This is a genomic window from Halorussus limi, from assembly GCF_023238205.1.
GTDB classification, from domain to species: Archaea; Halobacteriota; Halobacteria; order Halobacteriales; family Haladaptataceae; genus Halorussus; species Halorussus limi.
This window is the reverse complement of sequence record NZ_CP096662.1, coordinates 80,413-101,275: the sequence shown is the minus strand read 5'-3', so window position 1 is coordinate 101,275 and position 20,863 is coordinate 80,413. Positions and strand designations below refer to the sequence as shown.

Below are 20,863 nucleotides of genomic sequence, written 5' to 3'. Positions count from 1 at the left end.
CCGGAAGGACTATAATCAAATGAGAGTTTGGTTATTGTAATGAGCATCAATCTCCTCCAATCGAACGACGACGTAAACGAGGCGCGTGCAAACATCTTCAGCGCGCTGGGGGATCCGACCAGACTCCGCATTTTCCAGACACTCGTTGAGTCAGACGAACCGCTCAACGTCAGCGAACTGTGCGACCGCACCGGGCTCGGGACGAATCTGGTTTCGCATCACCTCCAGTGTCTGAAGAACTGCCAGCTCGTCGATGCGGAACGCGACGGCCGCAAGAAGTACTATGAGGTGAGCCGGCCAGAAGCCGTCGAGATGCTCTCACTGGCCGATGATTGTATTCGCCAGAATATCGAGAGTGTTCTCGGGTGCGAAGTCGTTACCGAGGCAGAAACCGATGAGCGGTGACGCTGATTCGTGGCTCCCGTATGCGGGGGTCGGTGGCCTCGTCGCGTGCTGTCTCGGCCTCGAACTGCTCGGTGGGGCGGTGGTGCTCGGTGGCCTTGCGGCCACAATCGGCCTCTCGACCGGGCTGACGTATCTAGCGGTTGTCGGCCTGGGCGGGTTGGTCGCGCTGGGACTCGCCGCCGGCTATCACCACATCGGGGAGGTGAACGATGGGCTTCTCGGCTGATGGGTCGCCGTGGGGGCTCCTCGGACTAGCGGGCGCACTCAGTCTCTGTTGTATCGGTACTGCGGCCCTCGCAGGCGGGGCCGCAGTCGCCGGTGGGACAGCTGCTGGCGCGACTGCTGTCAGCGGTCCCGCAAGTGGACTCGGTGGTATCCTCGTGACTGCACTCGTCACTGCGCTGCCGCTAGTCGTCATCGGCCTAGTTCTCCGCCGGAGAGAGCGACAATGACGGGACGGGACGTGTCAGGTCTGTGGAGACGGTTCTGCTGGTGGATGCTGCCCTCCAGAACGCGTGGGGGTAACACAATGTTCCATATGAGTTGGTTCGGCTTCCAGATAGACGCCACCATATTCACCCTATATCAATGACTCCGCAACAGCAGATTGTTCGTTCGGATAGCCATGATGAGCGTACAGCACGGTGGATGGATCATTGTCTCCTGATTCGGGGGCTGGTCTTCGCCGGCGCATTGCTGTTCGTGCAACCGGTAGCAGCCCATAGCGGCAGTACCCACGCCAGTACCCCACACTGGGCGTTTTTAGTGCTGATCCTGGGTGGGGGTGTGGGTATGGGAGGTAGTGCGTATCTCGGGCAACGGGTGTGGAGTGACCATCCAAAACAGACTCTCAGCGGGGTGCTGATTGGGCTCGGAGTTGCGCTATTCGGGACGATTGCCATCATCCAAATCCAAATCGAACCCGTCGGGACCACCCCAACGCTCCACGCGTGGTATCCCCCACTCGCCGTGGGCATGACTGGGTTACTCATGTCGGGGAGCCTGTTGCTCGGCCTCTGGCGGTGGCCAACTCGCCCCGAATACAGTGTACTCGGACTGGCACTCGGTATCTGGGTGGGGTATCCAAACCTGATGCCGAACAGCGGGTACACGAACCCGGTTGGCTATCTGCTCGTGGTCGTCGTCCCGCTTCTCGTTGGTTACATCCTGTGGATGGATATCTGGCCAGTCGTTCGGAGTGACGCAGTTAACGGGCTCTCCGGGCGGGTGGGTGGACTCGTCGCAGCGATGTTCGGCGTGTTCTTCCTGTTCTCCGCGGGGTTGTTCACCGTGAATCCAGAGCAGGGGGTAAACGGCCCGACGACCGCGTTCCTCACGACGGCGAGCTTTGCGAATCCGCTGGTTGTCTGGCCTGCCGTCGAATTCTACGTTCCTTCGATCCCACTCGCGGGAGCAATGTCCGTGGGAACCGCACTACTCATCGGCACGCTAGTCGGGCTCATCGGGCTGAATGCATCGTTGATGACGGCGGTCTGGCAACGTAGCTTGGAACTGTCGTCGTCGGGTGGAATCCTCGGTGGCCTCGCCACGACGGGCGCAACGGCCTGTTGCTGCTGTGGACCTGCGGTGTATGCGGTCGCGAGCGTGTTCTTCGGCGTCTCGGCGAGTCCACTCTACTGGGCCTTCATCAATCCGGCATCGCCGCTCGGGGCGCTCTTTTTCGCGACTGCCGTCCTCCTCCTCCTCTGGAGTGGCAGTCGATTTGCGATCCGACTTACTGAATCTGATGTGTACAGTAGATTCACGTGAATACATATCTGAAGAAGAGGATTTCAACAGAGCCAGCCATAACCATCGAACCGCTGTTGCGCTGATTCAGTTCTACCTCCGGCGCCTGAATCCGGACTTCGCCATGCCGGAGACCTCCATAGAGACCGACTCAAATTCCTACGACTGGCGAGAATGGGTGAATGAGTACATCAACGAATCGAAACGGCTGTTGACTGTTCGGCGGAAAAACGTCCTCTTCAAACATCTGCATAGCTTCGGTGCGAGAACGCTTGAACGAAAACACGCAGTCGAAATCGACTTGACTGAATACGAGCTGGATATGTACCCGAGTGAGGCGAAAGTCGTCTACGCGGAGAAGCACGAGGATCTCTGGGTAACGTTCGTTGAGGAGGCTGTCGAACGTGCTGGCTATCCGGAGCTTATAGAGACGCAAGGACTCTCGAAAGCAGAATTCGCGAAAAAGATCCGGGATCTCGACTAAGTGGCTCTATTAGTCTTGGAGCGTGGCGACTGTTCGGCCCGTTTCCTCGGCCTCCTCGCTGCGCGACATATTGTACGTCGCGAGCGCTTCGTCAACCGTCTGGTCAAGATTCATTGGTCAACCAAATTATGGCTCTTCTACCGTATAAACGCTTGCATAGCTCTAGAGAACATAGATTGGTGCCTTTCCCAGGCTCCTGGTCAACCTGTTCATAGTCGATACTAAGCGTATTGGCTCTGTTGAAATCCTCTTCTTCAGATATATTCTCGCCTGAAACAGCCGGTCGATGAGAGCTGCGAATATGCCACTACATTCTTCGAGACTCGGTAGAGATACTCCCATACGATTCGTCGTTCTGTATCCGAATCAGAATCCCACGTTAAGTGCGTCTCAATTCTCAATCTCATCGAATAGGTGAGCGACTCGTTGTTCAATTTCATCACGTTGCTCCCTCGTCTCAGATGCATTTAGTGACCAAACACGATGTTCACCGTTCCACTCATTGGGTCGGAATTGATCGACGGAACAACCCATCGTCACGATGTAATTTGCATCCATACCGTCCTCTGCGGTAATTCTGCGTGGAGAGTGGTCGCTAATAGTAATTCCTTTCTCTTGGAGTGCCTCGATGACTTCATCATGGACACTCTCAGCGGGGTCAGTTCCTCCTGTGACGATGTCAATTTGGAATCCACGACGGTCACGCTCTCGTTCCGCGAACGCTGTCGCCATCTGGCTCCGACCCGCGTTTCCGACGCAGGCGAATGCGATCTTTGTCATTATATTCTTATTCGTCTTCTCACGACTACAAGCTTCTGCCCCTGCGCAGGTAGTAGAAATCAGACGGTATAACCGGGCACAGACGCAACTCCTGACCAAATGGCTCTGTTGAAATCCTATCCTTCAGACATATCTCGTCTAAATCAGCCGGTCGAGGAAGACTGCAAATATAGCGTACCCTTGTGAACCATGCAGTGTGATTATCCGTCTTTGCCACGTAGGGCTAATAATGAATACATCTGGACCAACAACGAAGGAAGAACTCAGTCACACTCTGGATGAAGCTATCCTACAGGCACATGAAAACGGTGTTGAGATAGAGAGTGGTGCGTATCCGCTTTATCATGATGACCCCGATATTCCAGACGTGGAAATCATGTTCTTCCTACTACAATCGTAGCACACCCGAATTAATTTCTATCAGCTCATGCTGTGCTGTTGAGTGGTTGTATTGGTCGATTTTGTGCGAATGAGCGACTATTTGACTGTATCTCAGTTAATCAAAAGTATGGGTGAGAGTAAGATTCGCAAGCATTTATCAGTGCATACGGCCTCTCTATGTTAAGCCAATGACTTCACACAACAGATCCAATGATCTATTCCGAGACGACCCTGTTTCTGCCGACGAAGACGTAGCGAAACTCCGCCTCGAACTCAGAGACTACTCCCTTGAGCAATTAGAGGATATTGGGTTAGTCAGTTGGAACAGAGAGGACAATGTAGTTCGTAAAGGTCCTTACTTCGGTGAAAAGTATTCGTGTGAAGAAAAGAACCAAGACGGCTGATACTTGGTTCCTCTCGCCTTGTTGAAACCCTTGCTGACAAACACGACAGGTGAGTAGATAGAGAGGAGATGGATGCTCTCCCGAAGTCACGGCTTCTTCGATTCGTTGAACGGGCTATGGTAGTGGCTCGTCGTGCTGTGGCACGGTTTTCGAGTCGCTATTCACGGAAGCGGTTCACGCTCCGACAACACGTTGTCCTCCTCTGTCTCAAAGTGAAGAAGACGACCACGTACCGCGACCTCGTTGACGAACTCATCGAGATGCCCCGCATCCGTGACGCCCTCGATCTCGATTCGATCCCTGCACCATCGACACTCTGCAAAGCTTTCGACCGCTTGGAGATGGCTGTCTGGCGAGTGTTACTGAATATCTCGCTTGCTGACTTGCCACTGAACGGTGTCACCAGCATCGATGCGTCCGGGTTTGAGCGAGCGCATGCCTCAACTCACTACACGAAGCGAACGAACCTCACCATTCGGCAGTTGAAGACAACGCTGTTGGTTGATACAGCGACCAACGCCGTTCTCGATATTCACGTAACGACGACACGAAAACTCGATACACAGATTGCGCCACAGGTGGTGAAACGGAACGCAGCATCCATCGCAATCCTGGCTGGTGACAAGGGATATGATGACCAGACGCTCCGGCAGGTCACCTGGAATCACGATATTCGACCACTCATCAAGCATCGTGAGTTCACCTCACTCCACAAGGCATGGAATGCACGGTTGGACAGCGATCTCTACCGAAGGCGGAACATGAACGAGACAGTCAACGCGGCGATCAAACAGAAATTCGGAGCATTCGTCCGGTCACGCCGCTGGTGGAAGCAGTTCCGCGAACTCGTTATCAAGTGCCTCGTTCACAATCTGGAGCGAAGCCTCGATGTTTCACACGAGGACGGCGGATGTCCGTGATTCCGAGACGAAAGGACTGCTGAATATAGCGCGTGTCTCGCGCGGAATCCTTGCCGGAAAAAGATCGGTTGCACCGGCCAGTAACGATGAGATGTCGGCCGTTCGGCACAGGCCTAGTGCTGACCGCGCGAGCATCCGCAAGCGAAGCCAACGAGGAACGACGACGAGTAAAAGATTGCCTCGCAAACACCGTGGCCGGCCGAGTATCCGGCGTGTGAGGACGCAGTGGCTCCGAAGTGACGTTCTACGAGTGGTCTGCTTCGGTCGGCTCGTACACCCGTATCCATCCGTCGCTCTGGACTTTCACGAGGTAGTCGGAGTACTGAAACTCGACAGTCCCTACGCCCTGCCGAGAATCCCCGGCTCCGTTCGGCCCGAAGAACGCCTTTTCGATCGCTGGTACGTCCACGGAGTCGTACAGCGGTGGCGATTTCACCTCGCTCAGAGAGACGCCGTCGGCCTCTGCGATGGCGTAGATGATTGCGGTCGTGAGTTCCCCCTGGCCATTGTGTTCGTATTGCCGCTGTGCTACCTGCGTCCCGTGCGTATTGGCACTGCTGGTCAGGTCGTCTTCTGCCATCGTACTCTCGTCAGCCCTCTTGCTCATCCATGTCACTCTGGGCGTGCGTTTCCTGCTCCGAGTCGAGGCTGGCACCTATCCCTTTAAGGGCGGTCAACACTTGGTCGGCGTGTCTGGCGGTCGTGATCGTCTCGGTTGCTTCATCGAACGTAATCACGCCTTCGTCAACCAGTTTCGGGACGTGGGCGTGGTATAGCGAGGCGTACACCTCTTCACGCTGGTCTTCTGTTACGGTGTGTTCAGGAACGTCGTTCTCCCACGCGGCGATTTTCGTCGCCAAGTCAGTCAGCGACCATTCGGTGTCTTCGAGAAGCGTGTAGCATAGGTAGCGCCGTCGGGAGTGCGCCAATACCTCGTACACCGGCTCTATCTCCAAAATGTCCAGCGGCGGCAGTTGCGTTTCCGGTGACGCGGAGGCATCGGATGTTACTACCTCGTCGGAGTCGGGTTCACCTGCCATGACAGAGAGAGAGAAGACTAGAGAATATAATAATTCCGCCTATACCCGTCGGGACGGGGGTTTTCAATGCTGAATACGGCCGATTTGCGTTTTCATACTCTCCATTTATTGACCGCTCGAATGAGTCGCCATTCCCGACGTTCTCGACTAGTGATGTCACCGGGGCGTCTGAGGACGCGGCAGAATTGGGTGGCCAGATTGAGGCAAATCATCACACGGTGCAAAGTAGCACGGGTATATTCGTTTCTGGCGCAATGATGAGGGACGGAACCCCGACTGCACACTATTCGTTCGTGCTCCGATCATGAAGGGGCCGTTTGAGCCGGGATACCGGACGAACAGACAGTCTCCTCGTTCTCCTCGCGTGGCTGGCGCGCGGGACGCATCACACAGTACGCTCGTTCCGCAACAGCCACCACCCACCAATGCCCGCATTCGACCGCGAATTCCATGCAGATAAATGGTCGCAGACACTCATCGACTACCTAGCGGACGCCGACGACAGAACTGCATCGCTTGATGCCTTTATCGAGCACATCATCGACCAAGAGACGGATGCAGTCACACCCGACAAAGTGACCGTCACCTACGAAGTAGTAAACGCGTGTCCCCCGACGCTCGCCGAGAACGGAGTCGTCACGTTCGACGAACGACCGAGAGAATCAACTACCGACCACCAGCAGCGTCATAACCTTGCCTATCCGCTTCCAAGCGGTTCCCTCGCAGTTCGTGTGAAGCGATACCGACCCACTGCTGGTCTACGCTCTTCGTCAGCACGGGTTCAGAGAACTATCACCGATTGAGGGTTTCAACAAGGCCATCCGTCTCTAACCCTTGTTCAATTAGTTCGCGGTAGGCTCGCGGATGGCGGATACCATTCTCACGAGCGTACTCTTTGACCCGCTCGTGCAGGTCGCCACCGCGCTCCATATCTATCTCAGTTCGCACAAGAATTTGTACGTTTTTGGCACACTAAATACTTACGTTGGGCATTCAGTCTGGTAACAGCCACGGAAAGTGTGACACGGGAATTACACGATTCTCTCCCTCCCTGTTCGCTCCTCGGTTCCGACAGAGCGTCAGAACACTCGTCACTCACGGGGAGGCCGGAATTCTCTCACTGTATCAAGATAGTCCTCTGGGTCGCGAGCGACCTGGTAGCCACCGCGGGTCCAGACGTAGACCGCATCGATGCCAGTGTATGCATACTCCATCCCCGCGAACTGCGGGAGAACATACGCCTCCTCAGAGAATGGCTCTATCCCTTCATTATCAGCAGAAGACACTCTCTCTTGATCTAGATAATCACGCACCAACTCATAGGGGTTCTCACTTGTGAGGGGTTTCAGAGCAACTTCTTCCCCAATTCGCTCACTGAACGCGTGGTACTCACTCATCACGTCTTGCCATACCTCGGGAGCACAACCAAACAGCATGCATAGTCCCGAACTGTTCTGATCCATCAGGTGCCGAATGCTGTTGAGTGTTGCCTGTTCATCCTTTGGTGAGAGTCGCGTTGCGGACTTGCTCGTCGACGGGGAGCTCGGCGCTCTCGAGAGTGATCGTTATTCGACACGCTGACGTCTTGTTGGTTTCTTTCATTTGGTTCGCCTCTGGGGGTACGTTTGATTCCCCTGCACCCCTTTGGGGGAGAAAAACTATCCCCAGCTGTTACCCTCCGGCGTTAATGGGTGGTTCCACTCTCGAGAATGGCAACGATATCGGAGAGATCGAATAGCCGGAGATCATCACGCTCGTCTGCAGCTTCCTCGACGGAGCGTTTGAACCCGGAGCGGCTGAACAAGGCGAATTCATACGTCGGCTCACCACCTCCGGTGGGTGTCCAATCGATTTGCTCCACGTCGTCTTCGAGGTCCGCGAGCACGTCATAGCCGAGGGGGGTGTTGGTAAATTTCGCTTCGCCAGCGATCAGCGTTGACTCGTCAGTTGGTGCGACGACATCTACTTCCTGGCCCTTGTACCACCACTGGCTTGGCACCTGTGTGAGCTGGTAGTCTGCATAGAGCGCCGGCACTGCCTGGTGACAGAGCGATTCGAACGTTTCGCTGACGAAGTCGGGCAATTCCGGTTCGATGAGATCTGCATAGGCGTTCTCGCCGTAGAGTTCATACTGTCCCTCGCGGCCGTAGAGATACCGGAAGTAAAACCGGAATACGGGATCTCGAATCTTGTATCGAGTCCGCTTGCTGCGCGCCGGATCGGCGAGTGCCGGATGATGTTTCTCGATGATCTGGAGGGTTTCCAGCCGGTCGAAGTAGTACGACGTGTTGGTGCTCTCGATGCCGGCTCCCTGGGCGATCTCGTTTCGACTGCGGTTCCCGCTGGCCATCGACTCCAGAACCGAAAAATACGTGTTCACCTCGTTGAGCTCCATCTGGAGGACGGTTTCGGGCTCGTCGTGGAGTGGGCCATCCGGGTCGCACAGCAGCCGCGTGATGTTCTCTCCGAAGCTCTGTGATGGATCGAGCGGGCTGAGATATCGGGGTGTACCGCCGAAGACGCCATAGACGAACACCCGTTCTTCGGGATCGTACGTCGGCACGAACTCTTGGATGGAGCGAAACGGCAGCTGGGTGAGTTCGAGGCGGCCATTCGGTGTCTGGGATATCCGTCCGTAGAGTGGCGCACCGCCATCGAGGACGTGGGTATGGATCATGCCGATTGCAGAGCCTGTGAGTACGAGCGTCGCCTGACTCTCTTCGACAGCTGTATCCCACAGATGTTGAATGACAGAGGGAAGTCCCCCGTTCGATTCGATGAGGTACGGGAATTCGTCGATAACGATGATGGCGTCTCTGTCGGTGAGATACGTTAAGAGCGGTTCCCACTCCTCTTTGACGGCCGTGATGTCGGGATAGGTCGACGCTGCGGCCTCGACGAACCGCCTGAGCTGTGTCGTCGCTGTTCCTTGGACTGCCTGATAGTACACGGCTTCGTCGCGGTCGGCAATCGATTGGCGGACGAGTTCGCTCTTGCCGATCTGGCGCCGCCCATAGATGATTGCGAGTTCTGCAGTGCCACTCTCATAGAGGGTCTGCAACCGATCGAGTTCATCGATACGATTGACGAACTGGTCCATACTCCCAGTCGTTGTGGGAGATACATATGTGCTCCGAAGTTAGGAATCAGACTATAATAGTCTGAACTATAATATTCTAATCCCTAATACGGTGGGTCAATCATTCGATCCTTCATATACAGGTGGTCAAGGCAGAGAGCCTCGGGGCTTGAACCCGAGGGTGAATGCCGGCAACGCCTGACCTATCAACACTAATCTATACCTTTACAACACCTGGGTCCGTCGATTAAGGTATGGAGAAGTCGCTCACGAAGACACTCGTCTTCCAACTCCAACCCAAGAAAGAGCGACTTCTCTCCGACGCGTACCACGAAGCCCGATGGGTGTACAACCAGGCCATTCAATTAGCGAAAGATGGGGTGGACTGGGACGACATCTCGCCACGTCTTGAAGACGAAGCTGACCTTGTAAAGAACACCACCCAACGCATCATCGCCAAGGCATTTGATGCACTTCAGCAGTTCTACGACCGCGACGACTACAATATGCCCAGTCACGAGAAAACTGGACCGTACCCGTTGCGGATGAACTTCACTGAAGGCTACACCCTCACACTCAAAGACAGCGAGATACACTACCGTATTAGTGCTAAGCCGTACAACCCGGTGGACGGCACGCTTCGTGGCGCACCCGATACCCTCGAACTCCTCAAACAAGCCCTCGAAAGTGACGAATGGCGAGTCGGAACCGCTGAAGCGATGGCTCGTAACGGCAACCACGAACTCCACGTCAACGTCACCCATCTCAAAGCTACAGTTCAAGACAAACACGACGCTCAAACCGTCGTGGGAGTGGACATCAACGAGGACTGTATAGCACTCGCTGCGCTCCACGAAGACGACATCATTGACTCCGTGGTCATTGATACCCGGAAATCAAGCAAGAGCGCCACCGATACTTCACGATGCGGAAACGAATGCAGAACGCGGGGCAGACAGCGTTTGACTGCGTGTTCGAGGACAAGGAAGAACGATACATTCACGACCAACTTCACCAAGTATCCCGACGAACCGTGGAGTGGGTTCAGCACTTCGAGTCGCCGCTTGTTGTGTTTGAAGACCTCAAGCACATGCGAGACTCGATTGACTACGGCACTCGGATGAACCGTCGGTTGCACTCGTTGCCGTTTCACAAACTCCGTTCCTTCGTTGCGTACAAAGCGGCGTTCGAAGGGATTCCGAGCGATGACATCGACCCGGCTTACACCAGTCAAGCGTGTTCTTTTACGGGGTGTGAGCATACGGCTCGGTCGAATCGTCGGAAGAAGCGGTTCAATTGCAAAGCGTGTGGTCGGCAAGACCACGCTGACCGGAACGCGGCAGTGAATATCGCGAAGAAAGGATTGGAGGAACTGAATCGAAATGTGCCTGTTCTCAACAGCCTTCCCGTTGTTCGGAAGGTGCGACGGCAGGCATCGGGGGCCGTGGACGCCCCGACCGTGACCCACCCGACTGTTCGAGGCTATCAGGCCGATGGTCGCGTGGGAGTGTCCGACTAACCCACGGGAAGCCTCGGGCTTGACCCCGAGGCAGTTCACTAAGGCTCCGACAGACATCCCCGAATGTTCCGTTAGTCGTCCTGTGAGCGGATTTTGCTGGCCCGCTGTTCAAGTCGGCGGAGGATCTGGATGCGCTGCTGATTCGCGTTCTCGTAGGCGACGCAGGCTCGGAGTGTCTCCATGTTATGAATAGTCGCGATACCAGCGTTGATGAGTCGGGTGTTTGGTGGTTCGAGACGCTGTTCCGGTGTGAGACCGTCTGGTTCGACGGATAGATTCGATGAGTCGCTCATTTTGTTCGCCTCTGCCCTCTCAAGGCGACAAAAACAGCTGCTAGGCCACTCCCGGTCGAAGAAATTCCTTGTCAGAACTCTACGTTAGTTGGACGGTAGTTCGCGTCAGTGTCGACGCTGTCGTACATGCGGCCGAGCATGTCGAGTGCTGACTGGAAGTGCGCGTAGTGCTCGTTTGCGAACGCCACGGTTTCTTTGAGTGGGATGACGGGCCGTCCGTCGACCATCTCGGCCTCGATCTGTGGCCGCGGCTCGAAGATCACCTGTATCGAACCATCGAGGTCGTCAGCGGACTGACGCTCCTCTGCAGTCGGGATCCTGAACCGGTCGAAGAATGCCACCCAGGCGTCGAGGTCGGACTCCTGGACGGCGATGAACAGCGGATAATCCCCCGGGTCGCGAGCAACCTGGTAGCCACCGCGAGTCCAGACATAGACCGCATCGATGCCGGTATAAGCATACTCCATCCCCGCGAATTGCGGGAGGACGTACGCCTCTGAGATCGACGGTGGCGAGGTGTCTGCTGCCGCCTTCAGGAACTCGAGACCGGCGTCTCGGATTGTCTGATCGACGAGATGGAGTCCATCGTCGTACGCGACGTATCCCGCCTCCTCGAGGCGATGCACGACGCGACGGATCGTCTCCCGATTCTCGTCGGTCTTCCGTGCGACGCCTGAGATGGAATCGCCCGGGTCAAGCGCGAGGATGACCTTGAGTTCCTTCTCACCGCACACTTCGTACATTCTATGGTTACACAATTCTGTGCAATAGTCAAAAGAAGTACTATTCGTGTGGGTCGGCTGGCTGGATCTGGCGAGTGTCCTCAGCGAGGTCGTGGATATACTCTCGGAGGGTTTCCATATCCTCGCGGGCGTCTTCAAGCGTCTTACCCTTCACTTTGGCCGTAATCTTGTCTTGGTCGCGGGTGCCAGTACCGCGAGTGAGTTTGACGGTGAGTCAGTAACCCACGACCTAAGCCGTGGGCTTGTCAGTGGACTCCCCTTCTGACTCTGTAATAGAGTAGGCATGGAACTCGCCATTCAGGTTCAACGTCCCTGACGTCAGCGCACACTGACAGGGTGCGCCTCCACTCGAAGACGTCTGCCCCGAGTGGAGTCGCTTCATCAGTTTCCAAGCAATGTTCTTACTCGCGTTATAATCCGCGTTCAGTTCGTACGCGCACTTCTGACACGCGAACTGGTGCTTCGACCGTCGATTAGTCTCGTGGGTAAACCCACACGATGAACACCGCTGAGACGTGTACGCCGGACTCACCTGCTCAACCTCGATGCCAAACATCTTTGCTTTGTATTCGACGTATTGGTGCAGACGACGGAACGCCCACGCGTGGAATCGCTTCGCACCAGCCATCCGCTTGCGAATATCTGTCAAGTTCTCGAACGCGATATGTGTACAGCCGCGGTCACGAGCTTCTTCGAGGATCTGAGTCGAAGCCTGATGCAATTTGTCTTGCATCCAGCGATGTTCGCGGTCGTTCATCGACTGAATCGCCAGGTGCGCCGATCGCGTCCCCGTCCGTTGCATCGAACCGCGAGTCTTCTCGAACTCTCGGCGTCGATGATTCATCTCGTTGGCGTTTCCGATGAATGCGCCCGTTGAAGTTACCGCGAGCGAGCCGTCCACGTTCAGGTCCACGCCAAGGACTGTTCGGTGCTTGGCGTCCTCAGGACGCGACACGTTCTGATGAACGTCGGAAGAAGGAGTTGTAGACTGTTCTTGCTCGTCGTGTTCGACTCGGCGCATCCGCGCATGGAGATAAAACGACTCTGAATGGCGGTCGTACTGCAACGTGGACATTCGAAACTCGTAGTCCTCGTTCAGTAGATACTCGCCAATCGGTGTTCCATCTGGATTGTTAGGAATCACGTAGTCGCACTCAACACGACCGTTCACCGTTGAAAGGGAGACGTGGTCGCGGTGGAACGTCGCAGAGCGTTTGTCATAGACGACGCTCCACGCATCGAAGTGTGGTTGACTCGTGTTCTCACCTTTTTTGAGGCGAGCGACACCGCTTTTCGTGGCCTCGATCGCGCGTCGAATCCCCTTCTGTACGAGGTTCGCGGTCAACTTCGTCTCGCCACGGAGTCGTTCGTAGAGGGCTTTCTCAGCTTTCTGTTTTGAGGTTATACAGTAATCGTCCGGGTGTCTCCACGCCCACTTTGCTGTAGTGTTCGCACAGTGGAGGAACTGGTCTTTGGTTTGATGGAGGTCCTCGCACCGTTTGTCGGGGACGTCGAGTTTGACTTGGACAGTGCGAATCACCTCCATCCGTGGTTCACATATTAGACTAATTTTTATAATAACTTGGATTAAAAATGGGGAGTTGACCTGCGACCGCTCTTGGTTTGTGGAGAGGGTTGTCGGATTTCTATCACGGCTAAAGCCGTTGGCTTCCTCCTTGGAGTTCTGTGAGACGCCGACATCGCTTCGCTCGACGTACTCGGTTGGTGCCTGACGCTCACTCTGCGGCGATTCTGCGCTCGTACGAGGTTGCTGGGTGTGTTCTGACATTGATAGGTCTCTGTGATCGTTAGTTGACGGACGGTGCGACTGGATCGTCGACTATCTCACGAAGGGTTGTATCTATCTCGTGTCCGGTGAGTCGCCAGCAGTTGTCGGGTTCTGTACACTCTAGCTGGCTCACCACTTCGGTCTTGAACGCCTTGTACTCCGCCAGTGCCACCTCCTCATTGTCAGTGTAATCGAGCAGGAGGGCGAGTGCGAGTTGCGCCGGCCCACTCCCACCATATCCCCATTCAAAGCCCGAAGGACTGTGATTCGCCAGCTCGAGACTCCGATCTGGCGTGAGCTGTTCTTGGTCCGATTGCTTCTCGACGATGGTGCGGCCTCGACGACGGTAACCGACGTAGATGACGTCGGGATCAGCCGAGGTCCGTGACTGTACGCGCGAACGTGGGTCGCTGATTCCACTCATAGGTTGGTTCGCGGGAGGCTCGTTTGATCACCCCCGCACCCCTCTCGGGGGTTCAAAAACAGGGCGGGGCTGCGTTCGGCAACGTATTTGACAGTTGCAACGTACTGTCCAGGTATATCGGAATGGCTGTACTGGACGATCTCTCAGGGTTTGAGTTCGAGGACGTGATAGAGGACGTCTTCCGAAATCTCGGGTACGAGAACGTCCGTCAGGCCGAGCGAACCGCCGACGAGGGGCGGGACGTCATCATGGAGGAGGTCGTCGACGGCACCCGGTGCGCGATCATCGTGGAGTGCAAGCACACGGGGACGGTCGGGCGACCAGTCGTCCAGAAGCTCCACTCGGCGATCGCGACCTTCGACTTCGACGGCCCGAAACGCGGGATGGTCGTCACGACCGGCCGGTTTACGAACCCTGCTCAGGAGTACGCCGGCCGCCTCCAGCAGAACGACGACCCACATCTAATCGAGCTGCTCGATGGCGAGGATCTCCGGGAGATCGCCGACGAGATCGGCCTCGACCTCTACAACGGTCGCATCGAGATTCTCTGTGACGAGACGCTCCGCCCGTACGATCCGGCCGCCGATGTCGACGCGCCAGTCACGGAGGCGTTCCGCGACATCGAGAACATCGAGGCCGCCGACCTCCCAGACCCACACTCATCGGTGACGTTCCGCCCGGTGGTCGCGGTCACCGCGGACACGAACGCGGTCTTCGAGACGTCGGTGGGCGTCATCCACCGGATCAACGACCGGACGCGATTCGTTGCCCACGCCGAACGCGGGCAGCCGAAGGTCGTCGACGAAGACGCCGCAACGCTGGTCACCGAGAACCTTCACGCGACGGTCGACCTCGATACCGAGCAGTTCGCGGAGGTGTTCGATGACGTCGAGGAGCGCCGGTTCGGGCAGACCCAAACGGAGTACAAGGAGTGGGCCGTCGAGCGGCTCCAGCAGCATCACACGACGACGGTCACCTACACCGGCGACAACAACGTCACGTACAACAAGACCTGTGAGCCGAACCGCTCGGACATCTCCGTTCAGTCGATCGAACCGGTGTATCTCCCCGAGGTTCGCCAGACGACCGAACTCCAGGCGTACACCTACCCCTACGAGTATTACGCGGCAGGCCCCTCGCGAGTAACCGCCGAGGACGGCATCCATCGCTGCGTCCACTGTGACACGAGCGGCGGCGACGAGACGTACACGTACTGTCCGAACTGCGGGGCCATCGCCTGCTCCAGTCACATCAGAACGGAGCGGCTGGAAGGTGAGCCGGTCTGTACGGGCTGTGCAGTCACCGAGCGGTTCGCTTTGAAGACGAAGTACTTCTACGACGAACAGAATCTCGAGGCGTTCCGCGAGGAGTACGCCGAGATGCCGCTCCACGAAAAGGCGATGGAGAACAAGTGGCTGGCCGGGGGGAGCGTGGTCGCGACGATTCTGCTCGTCGTCGGCCTACTCGTCATCGGCGGCATCATCTGAGCGGGCTAAGCGTTCACGCCGGCTCAGCGACCAGCTCTTCGAGCGCGTGCTCAAGCGGGCCGTGGAACTGCCAGCTGGCCCGCTCGAAGGCTTCCTCGCTCGGGCCATCCCACCGGGGGAACGCGGAATGACCACTCACCTTGACCGTCCACTCGGACGGCTCCTCGAACGGGTTCCGGGTCGGGAGTTCGACGACGTAGAGGTACTCCTCGTCGCCGTGGATGCCGTCGGCTGGGTTCTCGACGCCGTGTCCGAGCAGGAACATCGGCTGGTCGAGGTGCTCCATATTGTCCGGCTCGAGGAGTTCCGAGGGTTGGTCAGCGTGGATGCTCCGATCACGCCCTTCGTCCACGTAGAGGGTCATCGTCGAGAGCGTGTCGAGGAACAGGAACTGGGCAGCGGCGTACGCAGGCCCGCGCTCTGTTCGTGTCTCGTCGAGCAACTCTTTCAGCTGGACAAGGTCACGGAGGACGCTATCGGGATATCCGTCCGAGTGGCGGTAGATTTGTGCGATGCGGTCGGTATCGGACTGTTCGCCTGCGGTCTCACTCCGTTGGATGAATCGGAGTTGACTTCGTGTCGACATCGATCACCGCCGACGCGGGTGCGCCGGCACCCATCGCCGGCGCAGAAACAACCTCTCCTGAATCGAGGGAGTCGCTGGAATCTCGACGAAGGGTTGTCACTGGATAACTTAAACCCGGTTAAAAATGGATTCCGAAATTCGCAAGGCTGCAGTCGGGTGGGGTCCTTGCTCGGAAACTGATGCTGTTCCAGCCCAAAGGTATGGGTATGTCATCGGAGTCTGAGAGAGCTCACCGCTCCCCGATCCAGATGAGGTTGCCAGTCGGGCCGAACGGCAGCGTAGTCTGTACGAGGAGGCCGCCGAGAATCCAGACCGGGTGGTGCCAGCGATGTTCATCGAGGACTGCGCCCGGTGCGAAGCGCTCGCCGATAAGCGGCGTCGTGAGGGCTTCTATAAACACTTCTATCGGACACTCCCCGATCGAGAGACGGCGGAGCTGTCTAGCGACGATCTCCCTGAAGAGATTCAGTCCGCTGCGCCCGTCCATCGTGCAATCGATGATACGACTCTCGAGGACGAGAGCGCCGACGTGGCCTCCGTCTCGGAGCTGTGGGAGCAGATCGGTACTGGTGAGCACCCGGGCAAGCTGTGTCAAGCTCCGCTGGTTCACTATATCGACCGTGAGGATTGCTATATCCACGCAGAACCAACGCGGGTCGGCTTCAGCTATGGCCTCCCCGTATTCGTGTACAAACGCCGGCAATCGGACAACCACTACGGAGTCTTCTTCTCGAGTGAGAAGGCGTATCTGTGGCTCTGTGGGTGGATTCTTCACGCAAACGGATTCTTCGACCTGAAAGAGTTCATCCCATCACTCTACTTCTTGAAGGCCTCGGACCCATCCACAGTTGCTCCTGAGCTGGTGTCCAAAACAGAAGATCTCGTGTTTCGTAACGGATTCCCCGGCGTAGACGCGCCCGAAATCACCGACCTTCCGGACGGGGTCAATCTGTACCAATTCCCGTACAGCAAGGACACGTATGCGGATCAGTTTGCTCGGTGGCGTCGTCTCTACTTCGACGAGCGAACCCCTCGTGGGTGCGGAGACTGCGACGTGTGTCGGGCGTAAATTCACCGCCCTAACGCGCGCTCTACGCCAGGTGCGACACCTCTGATGGTTCCTCGACGTCGTCGAACTCTGCACGCTCCACAGGTTCCCAGTCCTCACCCGGCTCTGGACTCCACCAGTCGACCTTGTAGGCGCCCGGTGCGCCGAGAATCTTCACTCGTGCCGACCCATCAGGCAGGTCGCGACGTAGCTTCTCGTCGACGTGGAGGTTCCAGGTCGTGGTTGAATCGAAGCAGGCGAGCACGGCCTCCTCGTAGCCGCGTGTTTCTCGGGATTCTTGGAGTTCAACCTGGGTGTTGCAGTTCTTGCAGAACACCCCCTCGAAGGGGATGTGAGTGAAGACCTCCTGCCCGCAGACGGGGCACCAGAGGAACTCGAACAGTGCCTCACTGTGTCGGTCAAGTACTTCGAGACTCATTGGTTGACTAACCCGGCCGTCCCGGGCCACCACCTCGTGCCCGGCCGAAAAACAGCGCCCAGCTCTCACTCACCGTTCAGCGCCGTAGACGATGCGTGAGGGGGCTTCGTACCCACAGTCGGGACAGTCGTACCACCGCTGGACCTTCGCCCCGTCTGCTGCCTTCTCGCCGACGCGAACGTCGTCGTTCGGACACTCCGGACAGCTGAGGTCCGGAGCGGGCCGCTCCCGGAGCTCGTCACGGAACGACTTCGCGTCCTTCGTCTCATACCCCCGCGACCAGACCGGGTAGCCGTCGACGAGAATCACTCCGCGCCATTTGTACCGGTAGGAGTCCGGGGCTCGATGTAGGACGGCTCGCGCACTGGTCTCGGTGTTCCGATACGCGAGTGTCGGCGAGCGGCTTTCGCGTCGCCAGTTGGTGATACGGGGCATTATTCAGAAATGGACGTCAGCGGGCACGATCCAGAGCCCTTCACTTTCTTCGAGTAGTCGATCCAGCTGTCCACGGTGGCGAATGCCGGTTCCGTGTTCGGTGTACAGGAAGATCGTCGGGCCGTCGTACGCACCGACCTTTTGGAAGGCGTGTCGGGCGAGGTCCTCGTCGCGCATGATATCCTCGTCGGAGAGCTCCTCGATGGCCTCTTTCACTCTATCGAGATTACGCTCGAATTCCTCCTTCGTCGCCTCCCAGCCACGCTCGAGCAGGTCTTCGCCGTCATCAGAGTCGACGGGGGCTGCAGTCGGGAGCTCACCCCATCGCGCCTTCCCCGCAACGGACGTGTCCTCCTCGTCGAACGTGACGTAGTAGTCGAAGACGGCGCCGGCGTGTGGGTCCGCGCCGACCAGGCGGTCGAACACCGACTTTCCGGTGGCCAGCGCGTCGTCGTGCGTCGATGCCTCTACGAGGGCGTAAATCACCATGTGCATTTCGAACACCTCGAAACGCCGACGCACCAGGTGTCGTTGGTCGCTCCAGATGCGCCGGCACCCATCGCCGGCGCTCAAAAAACTCTCCTCGTGACGGCGGATTCTCAGGATTCGTCCGCTCGTTCGACAGTGATGGTCAGGTCGCCCGACGCGTAGTCAGCCTCGAAGTCGACCGCGAACGCCTCCGCCTCGTAGGCGGCGTGGTAGGCGTGGTGGCGTTCGAGCGAGCCTGTCGCCTTGAAGTGGAAGAACGCGGCCGCCGTGTAGGGCTTGCTCTGTGTTTCGACCTGTGACTCGACGGAAGCGGGAAGCGCGATCTGGGGCGTCTCCGTGTCGATACTGGCAGCGAACTCCTTCGCTTCCTCGACGGTTGCTTGCGAATGTGCCGGTGTCTTGCCGGTGAGCACGTTCACCGGGGTTTCCGTCTCGTCGGTGAACAGGACGTCTTCGTACGTGTACGTCCCGAGGATCGCCTCGGGATCCAACTCGCAGTCGTGAAACGGGTCGTCGTGTGTGGTCATCGGATCACGAGCCTACGGCGGGGCTCACCCATTCCTGCCCCTGAAAAACAGCAGCGGCCACGAAGCAGACCGAACTAGGAGTGGTTCAGGCTTGCCTTCTCGAAGGGAGATTCTCCAGTCGGAATGAGCAGCTCCTGTCGGTCCCCGACCCGCTCAGCGAGCTTCCGTTTTAGGTACTGTCTCGCCGTCGACGGCGTGAAGACGCCCTTGTCGATCATGTCGCCGACGACGTCTTTGCGGGCCGCGAACTGTCCCTGCAGGTGGCTATCGCCGACCGGCTCGCCGTCGTACCAACGCACCGTCGCGAGCGCGCCGTTCCCGACCGTCTCTCCCTGTTCGACTGTCTCCGAATCGTACTGTAGCCCAAACCACAGCGTCCGATAGGCGGTCACCTCGAACGTCGTCGACACCACGAAGAACGCCTCGTGGTGGAGGTAGTGGCGAGCGAGGCGTGGCGACACATCGACATCCTCCGCCAGATTCGTAACCATGCCGTCCGAGACTACTATCAAACAGCCTCCGGTCAGCGACCATCTGACTACGACCAGCACGACAGGCTCACAGAATGGACAGACCGCTGGCCGACGTTTGCGGACCCATCACAACATGCCGCACAACAGGCCATCAGCCAGATTCACGACGACATAGAAACGCTACAAGAGCGCCGCGATGAAGGCTACAACACTGGGCGGTTGAACTGGCAAGGAACTGGTGAATTCCGGTCGGTGTCGTACAATCAACCCCGTCGCTGGAACGTGGATCACAACACGGGCGACGACCGACTCGTGCGATTCCGACTCGAAAAGATTGGCTGGTTCAAACTCCGAGCAGAACGCGCAGTACCACCAGCAGAGGCCATTGACGAAGTAGTCCTCAAAAAAGAGCCAACCGGTGAGTGGTTCGTCTCACTCGTAACAACCGTGGAGGACACACCAGAGAAACCGCCACTAAGTGAGATTGAACCCGGAAACTGTGTTGGAATTGATCTCGGCATCACCAGCTACATCCACACATCCGAGAATCTGTCTGTGGATACGCTGGAGTTGTCCGATGAGTACGACCGCTACGCACGCGAACAGCGAAAACTTGCTCGGAAAAAACACGGCTCTGCCAAATGGGAGAACCAACGGCAGAACGTTGCCAAAGCGAAACGTGAAATTAAGCGCAAGGTGCTGGACTACCAGCACAAACTCACGACGTGGGTTGTCACAAAGTACGATGTTGTGGCTGTCGAAGACTTGGATGTGAAGCCGATGCTGGAGACCAGCCAGAATGCTAAAAACAAACAAGACGCCGCATGGACGAGGTTTCTTGACCTGCTGGAGTACAAAGCCGACCTGCACGGCACGCATATTGTTTTAGTCGAGCCAGAAGGGACGACAAAAGAGTGCGCAGTTTGTGGTGTCGAAACAGTCAAACCAATCTGGGTGCGCGAGCACTCGTGTCCAGCGTGCGGGCATACCGAAGACCGTGATCTCAACGCGACAAAGAATATTCTCAGTCGAGGACTTCAACAGATAGGAGCGGGACGCTCCGAATCAACGCCTGTGCAGACTGCGCTCCCTACGTTCACACCTCAGCGAGAGGTTGTGGATGCAAAGCGCGTCGTTGAAGCAGGAAGCCCCGGGGCTTGATCCACGGGGTGGGTTCACTGTCCGTCTGTGCGTTCGTACGCAACGAGTGCGCGGTGTCCCATTGAGCAATCACCTCACGGGGCGACCGCGACTGGATCGCCCCGCACCCCTCCCGGGGGACGAACAACTCTACCAGTAGTTGCTAGCGAGGCTTCTTTATTCGGGATGAGTACTGAAATTGGGGCGGCTAAATCGGTAAGTGGAGGGA

The 20,863-nt window shown here is 57.2% G+C and carries 23 protein-coding genes and 5 pseudogenes; 11 read left to right on the top strand and 17 right to left on the bottom strand.

Annotated features, from left to right (window positions below; all coding sequences use genetic code 11):
• Positions 1 to 39: 39 nt before the first annotated feature.
• The 4 genes from M0R89_RS22205 to M0R89_RS22185 all read left to right on the top strand — a co-directional run bounded on the left by M0R89_RS22205 (position 40) and on the right by M0R89_RS22185 (position 2,638).
• On the top strand, positions 40 to 405 hold the full coding sequence (locus M0R89_RS22205; protein WP_248653002.1) for an ArsR/SmtB family transcription factor: 366 nt from the start codon (positions 40 to 42) through the stop codon (positions 403 to 405).
• The gene (locus tag M0R89_RS22200) at positions 395 to 631 is read left to right on the top strand and encodes a hypothetical protein (RefSeq protein ID WP_248653001.1); all 237 of its coding nucleotides are present in this window, start codon (positions 395 to 397) and stop codon (positions 629 to 631) included. The genes M0R89_RS22205 and M0R89_RS22200 overlap by 11 nt, the downstream gene beginning before the upstream one ends.
• Before the next feature lie 566 nt (positions 632 to 1,197).
• Positions 1,198 to 2,175, top strand: a complete 978-nt coding sequence (locus M0R89_RS22190) for a hypothetical protein (RefSeq protein WP_248652999.1) — start codon at positions 1,198 to 1,200, stop codon at positions 2,173 to 2,175.
• Complete coding sequence (locus M0R89_RS22185; RefSeq protein WP_248652998.1) at positions 2,153 to 2,638, top strand: DUF8172 family protein; 486 nt, start codon at positions 2,153 to 2,155, stop codon at positions 2,636 to 2,638. Before M0R89_RS22190 ends, M0R89_RS22185 begins: the two co-directional genes overlap by 23 nt.
• 390 nt (positions 2,639 to 3,028) lie before the next feature.
• On the opposite strand, the gene M0R89_RS22180 is transcribed toward M0R89_RS22185, so the two are convergent.
• Positions 3,029 to 3,418 (bottom strand): arsenate-mycothiol transferase ArsC, encoded by a 390-nt coding sequence (locus M0R89_RS22180; protein WP_248652997.1) that lies wholly within the window; start codon positions 3,416 to 3,418, stop codon positions 3,029 to 3,031.
• 569 nt (positions 3,419 to 3,987) lie between these two features.
• On the opposite strand from M0R89_RS22180, the gene M0R89_RS22175 reads away from it, so the two are divergent.
• Both M0R89_RS22175 and M0R89_RS22170 read left to right on the top strand, forming a co-directional pair.
• The gene (locus tag M0R89_RS22175) at positions 3,988 to 4,203 is read left to right on the top strand and encodes a hypothetical protein (RefSeq protein ID WP_248652996.1); all 216 of its coding nucleotides are present in this window, start codon (positions 3,988 to 3,990) and stop codon (positions 4,201 to 4,203) included.
• A 68-nt stretch (positions 4,204 to 4,271) separates the two neighbouring features.
• A complete protein-coding gene (locus tag M0R89_RS22170; RefSeq protein ID WP_248652995.1) occupies positions 4,272 to 5,123 on the top strand; it encodes an IS5 family transposase in 852 nt (283 codons plus the stop codon).
• 244 nt (positions 5,124 to 5,367) lie between these two features.
• Here the strand turns inward: M0R89_RS22170 and M0R89_RS22165 are convergent, their stop codons facing one another.
• Together M0R89_RS22165 and M0R89_RS22160 are read right to left on the bottom strand one after the other, a co-directional pair.
• The gene (locus M0R89_RS22165) at positions 5,368 to 5,703 is read right to left on the bottom strand and encodes a HalOD1 output domain-containing protein (RefSeq protein ID WP_248652994.1); all 336 of its coding nucleotides are present in this window, start codon (positions 5,701 to 5,703) and stop codon (positions 5,368 to 5,370) included.
• Between the two features lie 10 nt (positions 5,704 to 5,713).
• The gene (locus M0R89_RS22160; RefSeq protein WP_248652993.1) at positions 5,714 to 6,163 is read right to left on the bottom strand and encodes a DUF7344 domain-containing protein; all 450 of its coding nucleotides are present in this window, start codon (positions 6,161 to 6,163) and stop codon (positions 5,714 to 5,716) included.
• Between the two features lie 425 nt (positions 6,164 to 6,588).
• Here M0R89_RS22160 and M0R89_RS22155 point away from each other — a divergent pair, with 425 nt between their 5' ends.
• Positions 6,589 to 6,966 carry a hypothetical protein gene (locus tag M0R89_RS22155; RefSeq protein ID WP_248652992.1) on the top strand — a complete coding sequence of 126 codons (378 nt, stop codon included), beginning with the start codon at positions 6,589 to 6,591 and terminating at the stop codon, positions 6,964 to 6,966.
• 327 nt (positions 6,967 to 7,293) lie between these two features.
• On the opposite strand, the pseudogene M0R89_RS22150 reads toward M0R89_RS22155, so the two are convergent.
• The 3 genes and pseudogenes from M0R89_RS22150 to M0R89_RS22140 form a co-directional block, all read right to left on the bottom strand.
• Positions 7,294 to 7,419: pseudogene (locus M0R89_RS22150) on the bottom strand (RNA polymerase subunit sigma-70); the annotation flags it as partial.
• Positions 7,402 to 7,689 (bottom strand): annotated as a pseudogene (locus tag M0R89_RS22145) (BREX system ATP-binding domain-containing protein); the annotation flags it as partial. The pseudogenes M0R89_RS22145 and M0R89_RS22150, both read right to left, overlap by 18 nt.
• Positions 7,690 to 7,847: 158 nt before the next feature.
• Positions 7,848 to 9,263: an ATP-binding protein gene (locus M0R89_RS22140; RefSeq protein ID WP_248652991.1), complete on the bottom strand. Its 1,416-nt coding sequence runs from the start codon at positions 9,261 to 9,263 to the stop codon at positions 7,848 to 7,850.
• 233 nt (positions 9,264 to 9,496) lie between these two features.
• Here M0R89_RS22140 and M0R89_RS22135 point away from each other — a divergent pair.
• Positions 9,497 to 10,761: pseudogene (locus M0R89_RS22135) on the top strand (RNA-guided endonuclease InsQ/TnpB family protein).
• Positions 10,762 to 10,832: 71 nt separating this feature from the next.
• Here M0R89_RS22135 and M0R89_RS22130 read toward each other — a convergent pair.
• From M0R89_RS22130 to M0R89_RS22115, 5 genes and pseudogenes are all read right to left on the bottom strand, one after another.
• The gene (locus M0R89_RS22130; protein WP_248652990.1) at positions 10,833 to 11,054 is read right to left on the bottom strand and encodes a DUF8129 domain-containing protein; all 222 of its coding nucleotides are present in this window, start codon (positions 11,052 to 11,054) and stop codon (positions 10,833 to 10,835) included.
• A gap of 71 nt (positions 11,055 to 11,125) precedes the next feature.
• Positions 11,126 to 11,797, bottom strand: coding sequence for a helix-turn-helix domain-containing protein (locus tag M0R89_RS22125; protein WP_248652989.1), 672 nt, complete (start codon positions 11,795 to 11,797; stop codon positions 11,126 to 11,128).
• 40 nt (positions 11,798 to 11,837) lie between these two features.
• Positions 11,838 to 12,011, bottom strand: a pseudogene (locus M0R89_RS23595) (DUF7389 domain-containing protein); the annotation flags it as partial.
• Between the two features lie 15 nt (positions 12,012 to 12,026).
• Positions 12,027 to 13,343, bottom strand: a complete 1,317-nt coding sequence (locus M0R89_RS22120) for an RNA-guided endonuclease InsQ/TnpB family protein (RefSeq protein ID WP_248652988.1) — start codon at positions 13,341 to 13,343, stop codon at positions 12,027 to 12,029.
• 262 nt (positions 13,344 to 13,605) lie between these two features.
• Positions 13,606 to 14,010, bottom strand: a complete 405-nt coding sequence (locus M0R89_RS22115; protein ID WP_248652987.1) for a DUF6166 domain-containing protein — start codon at positions 14,008 to 14,010, stop codon at positions 13,606 to 13,608.
• Positions 14,011 to 14,132: 122 nt separating this feature from the next.
• Between M0R89_RS22115 and M0R89_RS22110 the strand changes: the two genes are divergently transcribed.
• Positions 14,133 to 15,497 (top strand): restriction endonuclease, encoded by a 1,365-nt coding sequence (locus tag M0R89_RS22110; RefSeq protein WP_248653139.1) that lies wholly within the window; start codon positions 14,133 to 14,135, stop codon positions 15,495 to 15,497.
• A 13-nt stretch (positions 15,498 to 15,510) separates the two neighbouring features.
• Here M0R89_RS22110 and M0R89_RS22105 read toward each other — a convergent pair whose 3' ends face one another.
• Complete coding sequence (locus tag M0R89_RS22105; RefSeq protein WP_248652986.1) at positions 15,511 to 16,083, bottom strand: hypothetical protein; 573 nt, start codon at positions 16,081 to 16,083, stop codon at positions 15,511 to 15,513.
• Between the two features lie 328 nt (positions 16,084 to 16,411).
• Here M0R89_RS22105 and M0R89_RS22100 point away from each other — a divergent pair, with 328 nt between their 5' ends.
• The gene (locus tag M0R89_RS22100; protein WP_248653136.1) at positions 16,412 to 17,152 is read left to right on the top strand and encodes a hypothetical protein; all 741 of its coding nucleotides are present in this window, start codon (positions 16,412 to 16,414) and stop codon (positions 17,150 to 17,152) included.
• Positions 17,153 to 17,174: 22 nt separating this feature from the next.
• Here M0R89_RS22100 and M0R89_RS22095 read toward each other — a convergent pair whose 3' ends face one another.
• The 5 genes and pseudogenes from M0R89_RS22095 to M0R89_RS22075 form a co-directional block, all read right to left on the bottom strand.
• A complete protein-coding gene (locus M0R89_RS22095) occupies positions 17,175 to 17,570 on the bottom strand; it encodes a DUF7567 family protein (RefSeq protein WP_248653135.1) in 396 nt (131 codons plus the stop codon).
• 69 nt (positions 17,571 to 17,639) lie between these two features.
• Positions 17,640 to 18,005, bottom strand: coding sequence for a DUF7568 family protein (locus M0R89_RS22090; RefSeq protein ID WP_248653134.1), 366 nt, complete (start codon positions 18,003 to 18,005; stop codon positions 17,640 to 17,642).
• A 3-nt stretch (positions 18,006 to 18,008) separates the two neighbouring features.
• Positions 18,009 to 18,500, bottom strand: coding sequence for a DUF7995 family protein (locus tag M0R89_RS22085; RefSeq protein ID WP_248653133.1), 492 nt, complete (start codon positions 18,498 to 18,500; stop codon positions 18,009 to 18,011).
• A 104-nt stretch (positions 18,501 to 18,604) separates the two neighbouring features.
• Complete coding sequence (locus M0R89_RS22080) at positions 18,605 to 19,021, bottom strand: DUF8025 family protein (RefSeq protein WP_248653132.1); 417 nt, start codon at positions 19,019 to 19,021, stop codon at positions 18,605 to 18,607.
• A 74-nt stretch (positions 19,022 to 19,095) separates the two neighbouring features.
• Positions 19,096 to 19,461: pseudogene (locus M0R89_RS22075) on the bottom strand (DUF6735 family protein); the annotation flags it as partial.
• Here M0R89_RS22075 and M0R89_RS22070 point away from each other — a divergent pair.
• Complete coding sequence (locus M0R89_RS22070; protein WP_248653131.1) at positions 19,459 to 20,655, top strand: RNA-guided endonuclease InsQ/TnpB family protein; 1,197 nt, start codon at positions 19,459 to 19,461, stop codon at positions 20,653 to 20,655. The pseudogene M0R89_RS22075 and the gene M0R89_RS22070 sit on opposite strands and share 3 nt — an antisense overlap.
• Positions 20,656 to 20,863: the final 208 nt, after the last annotated feature.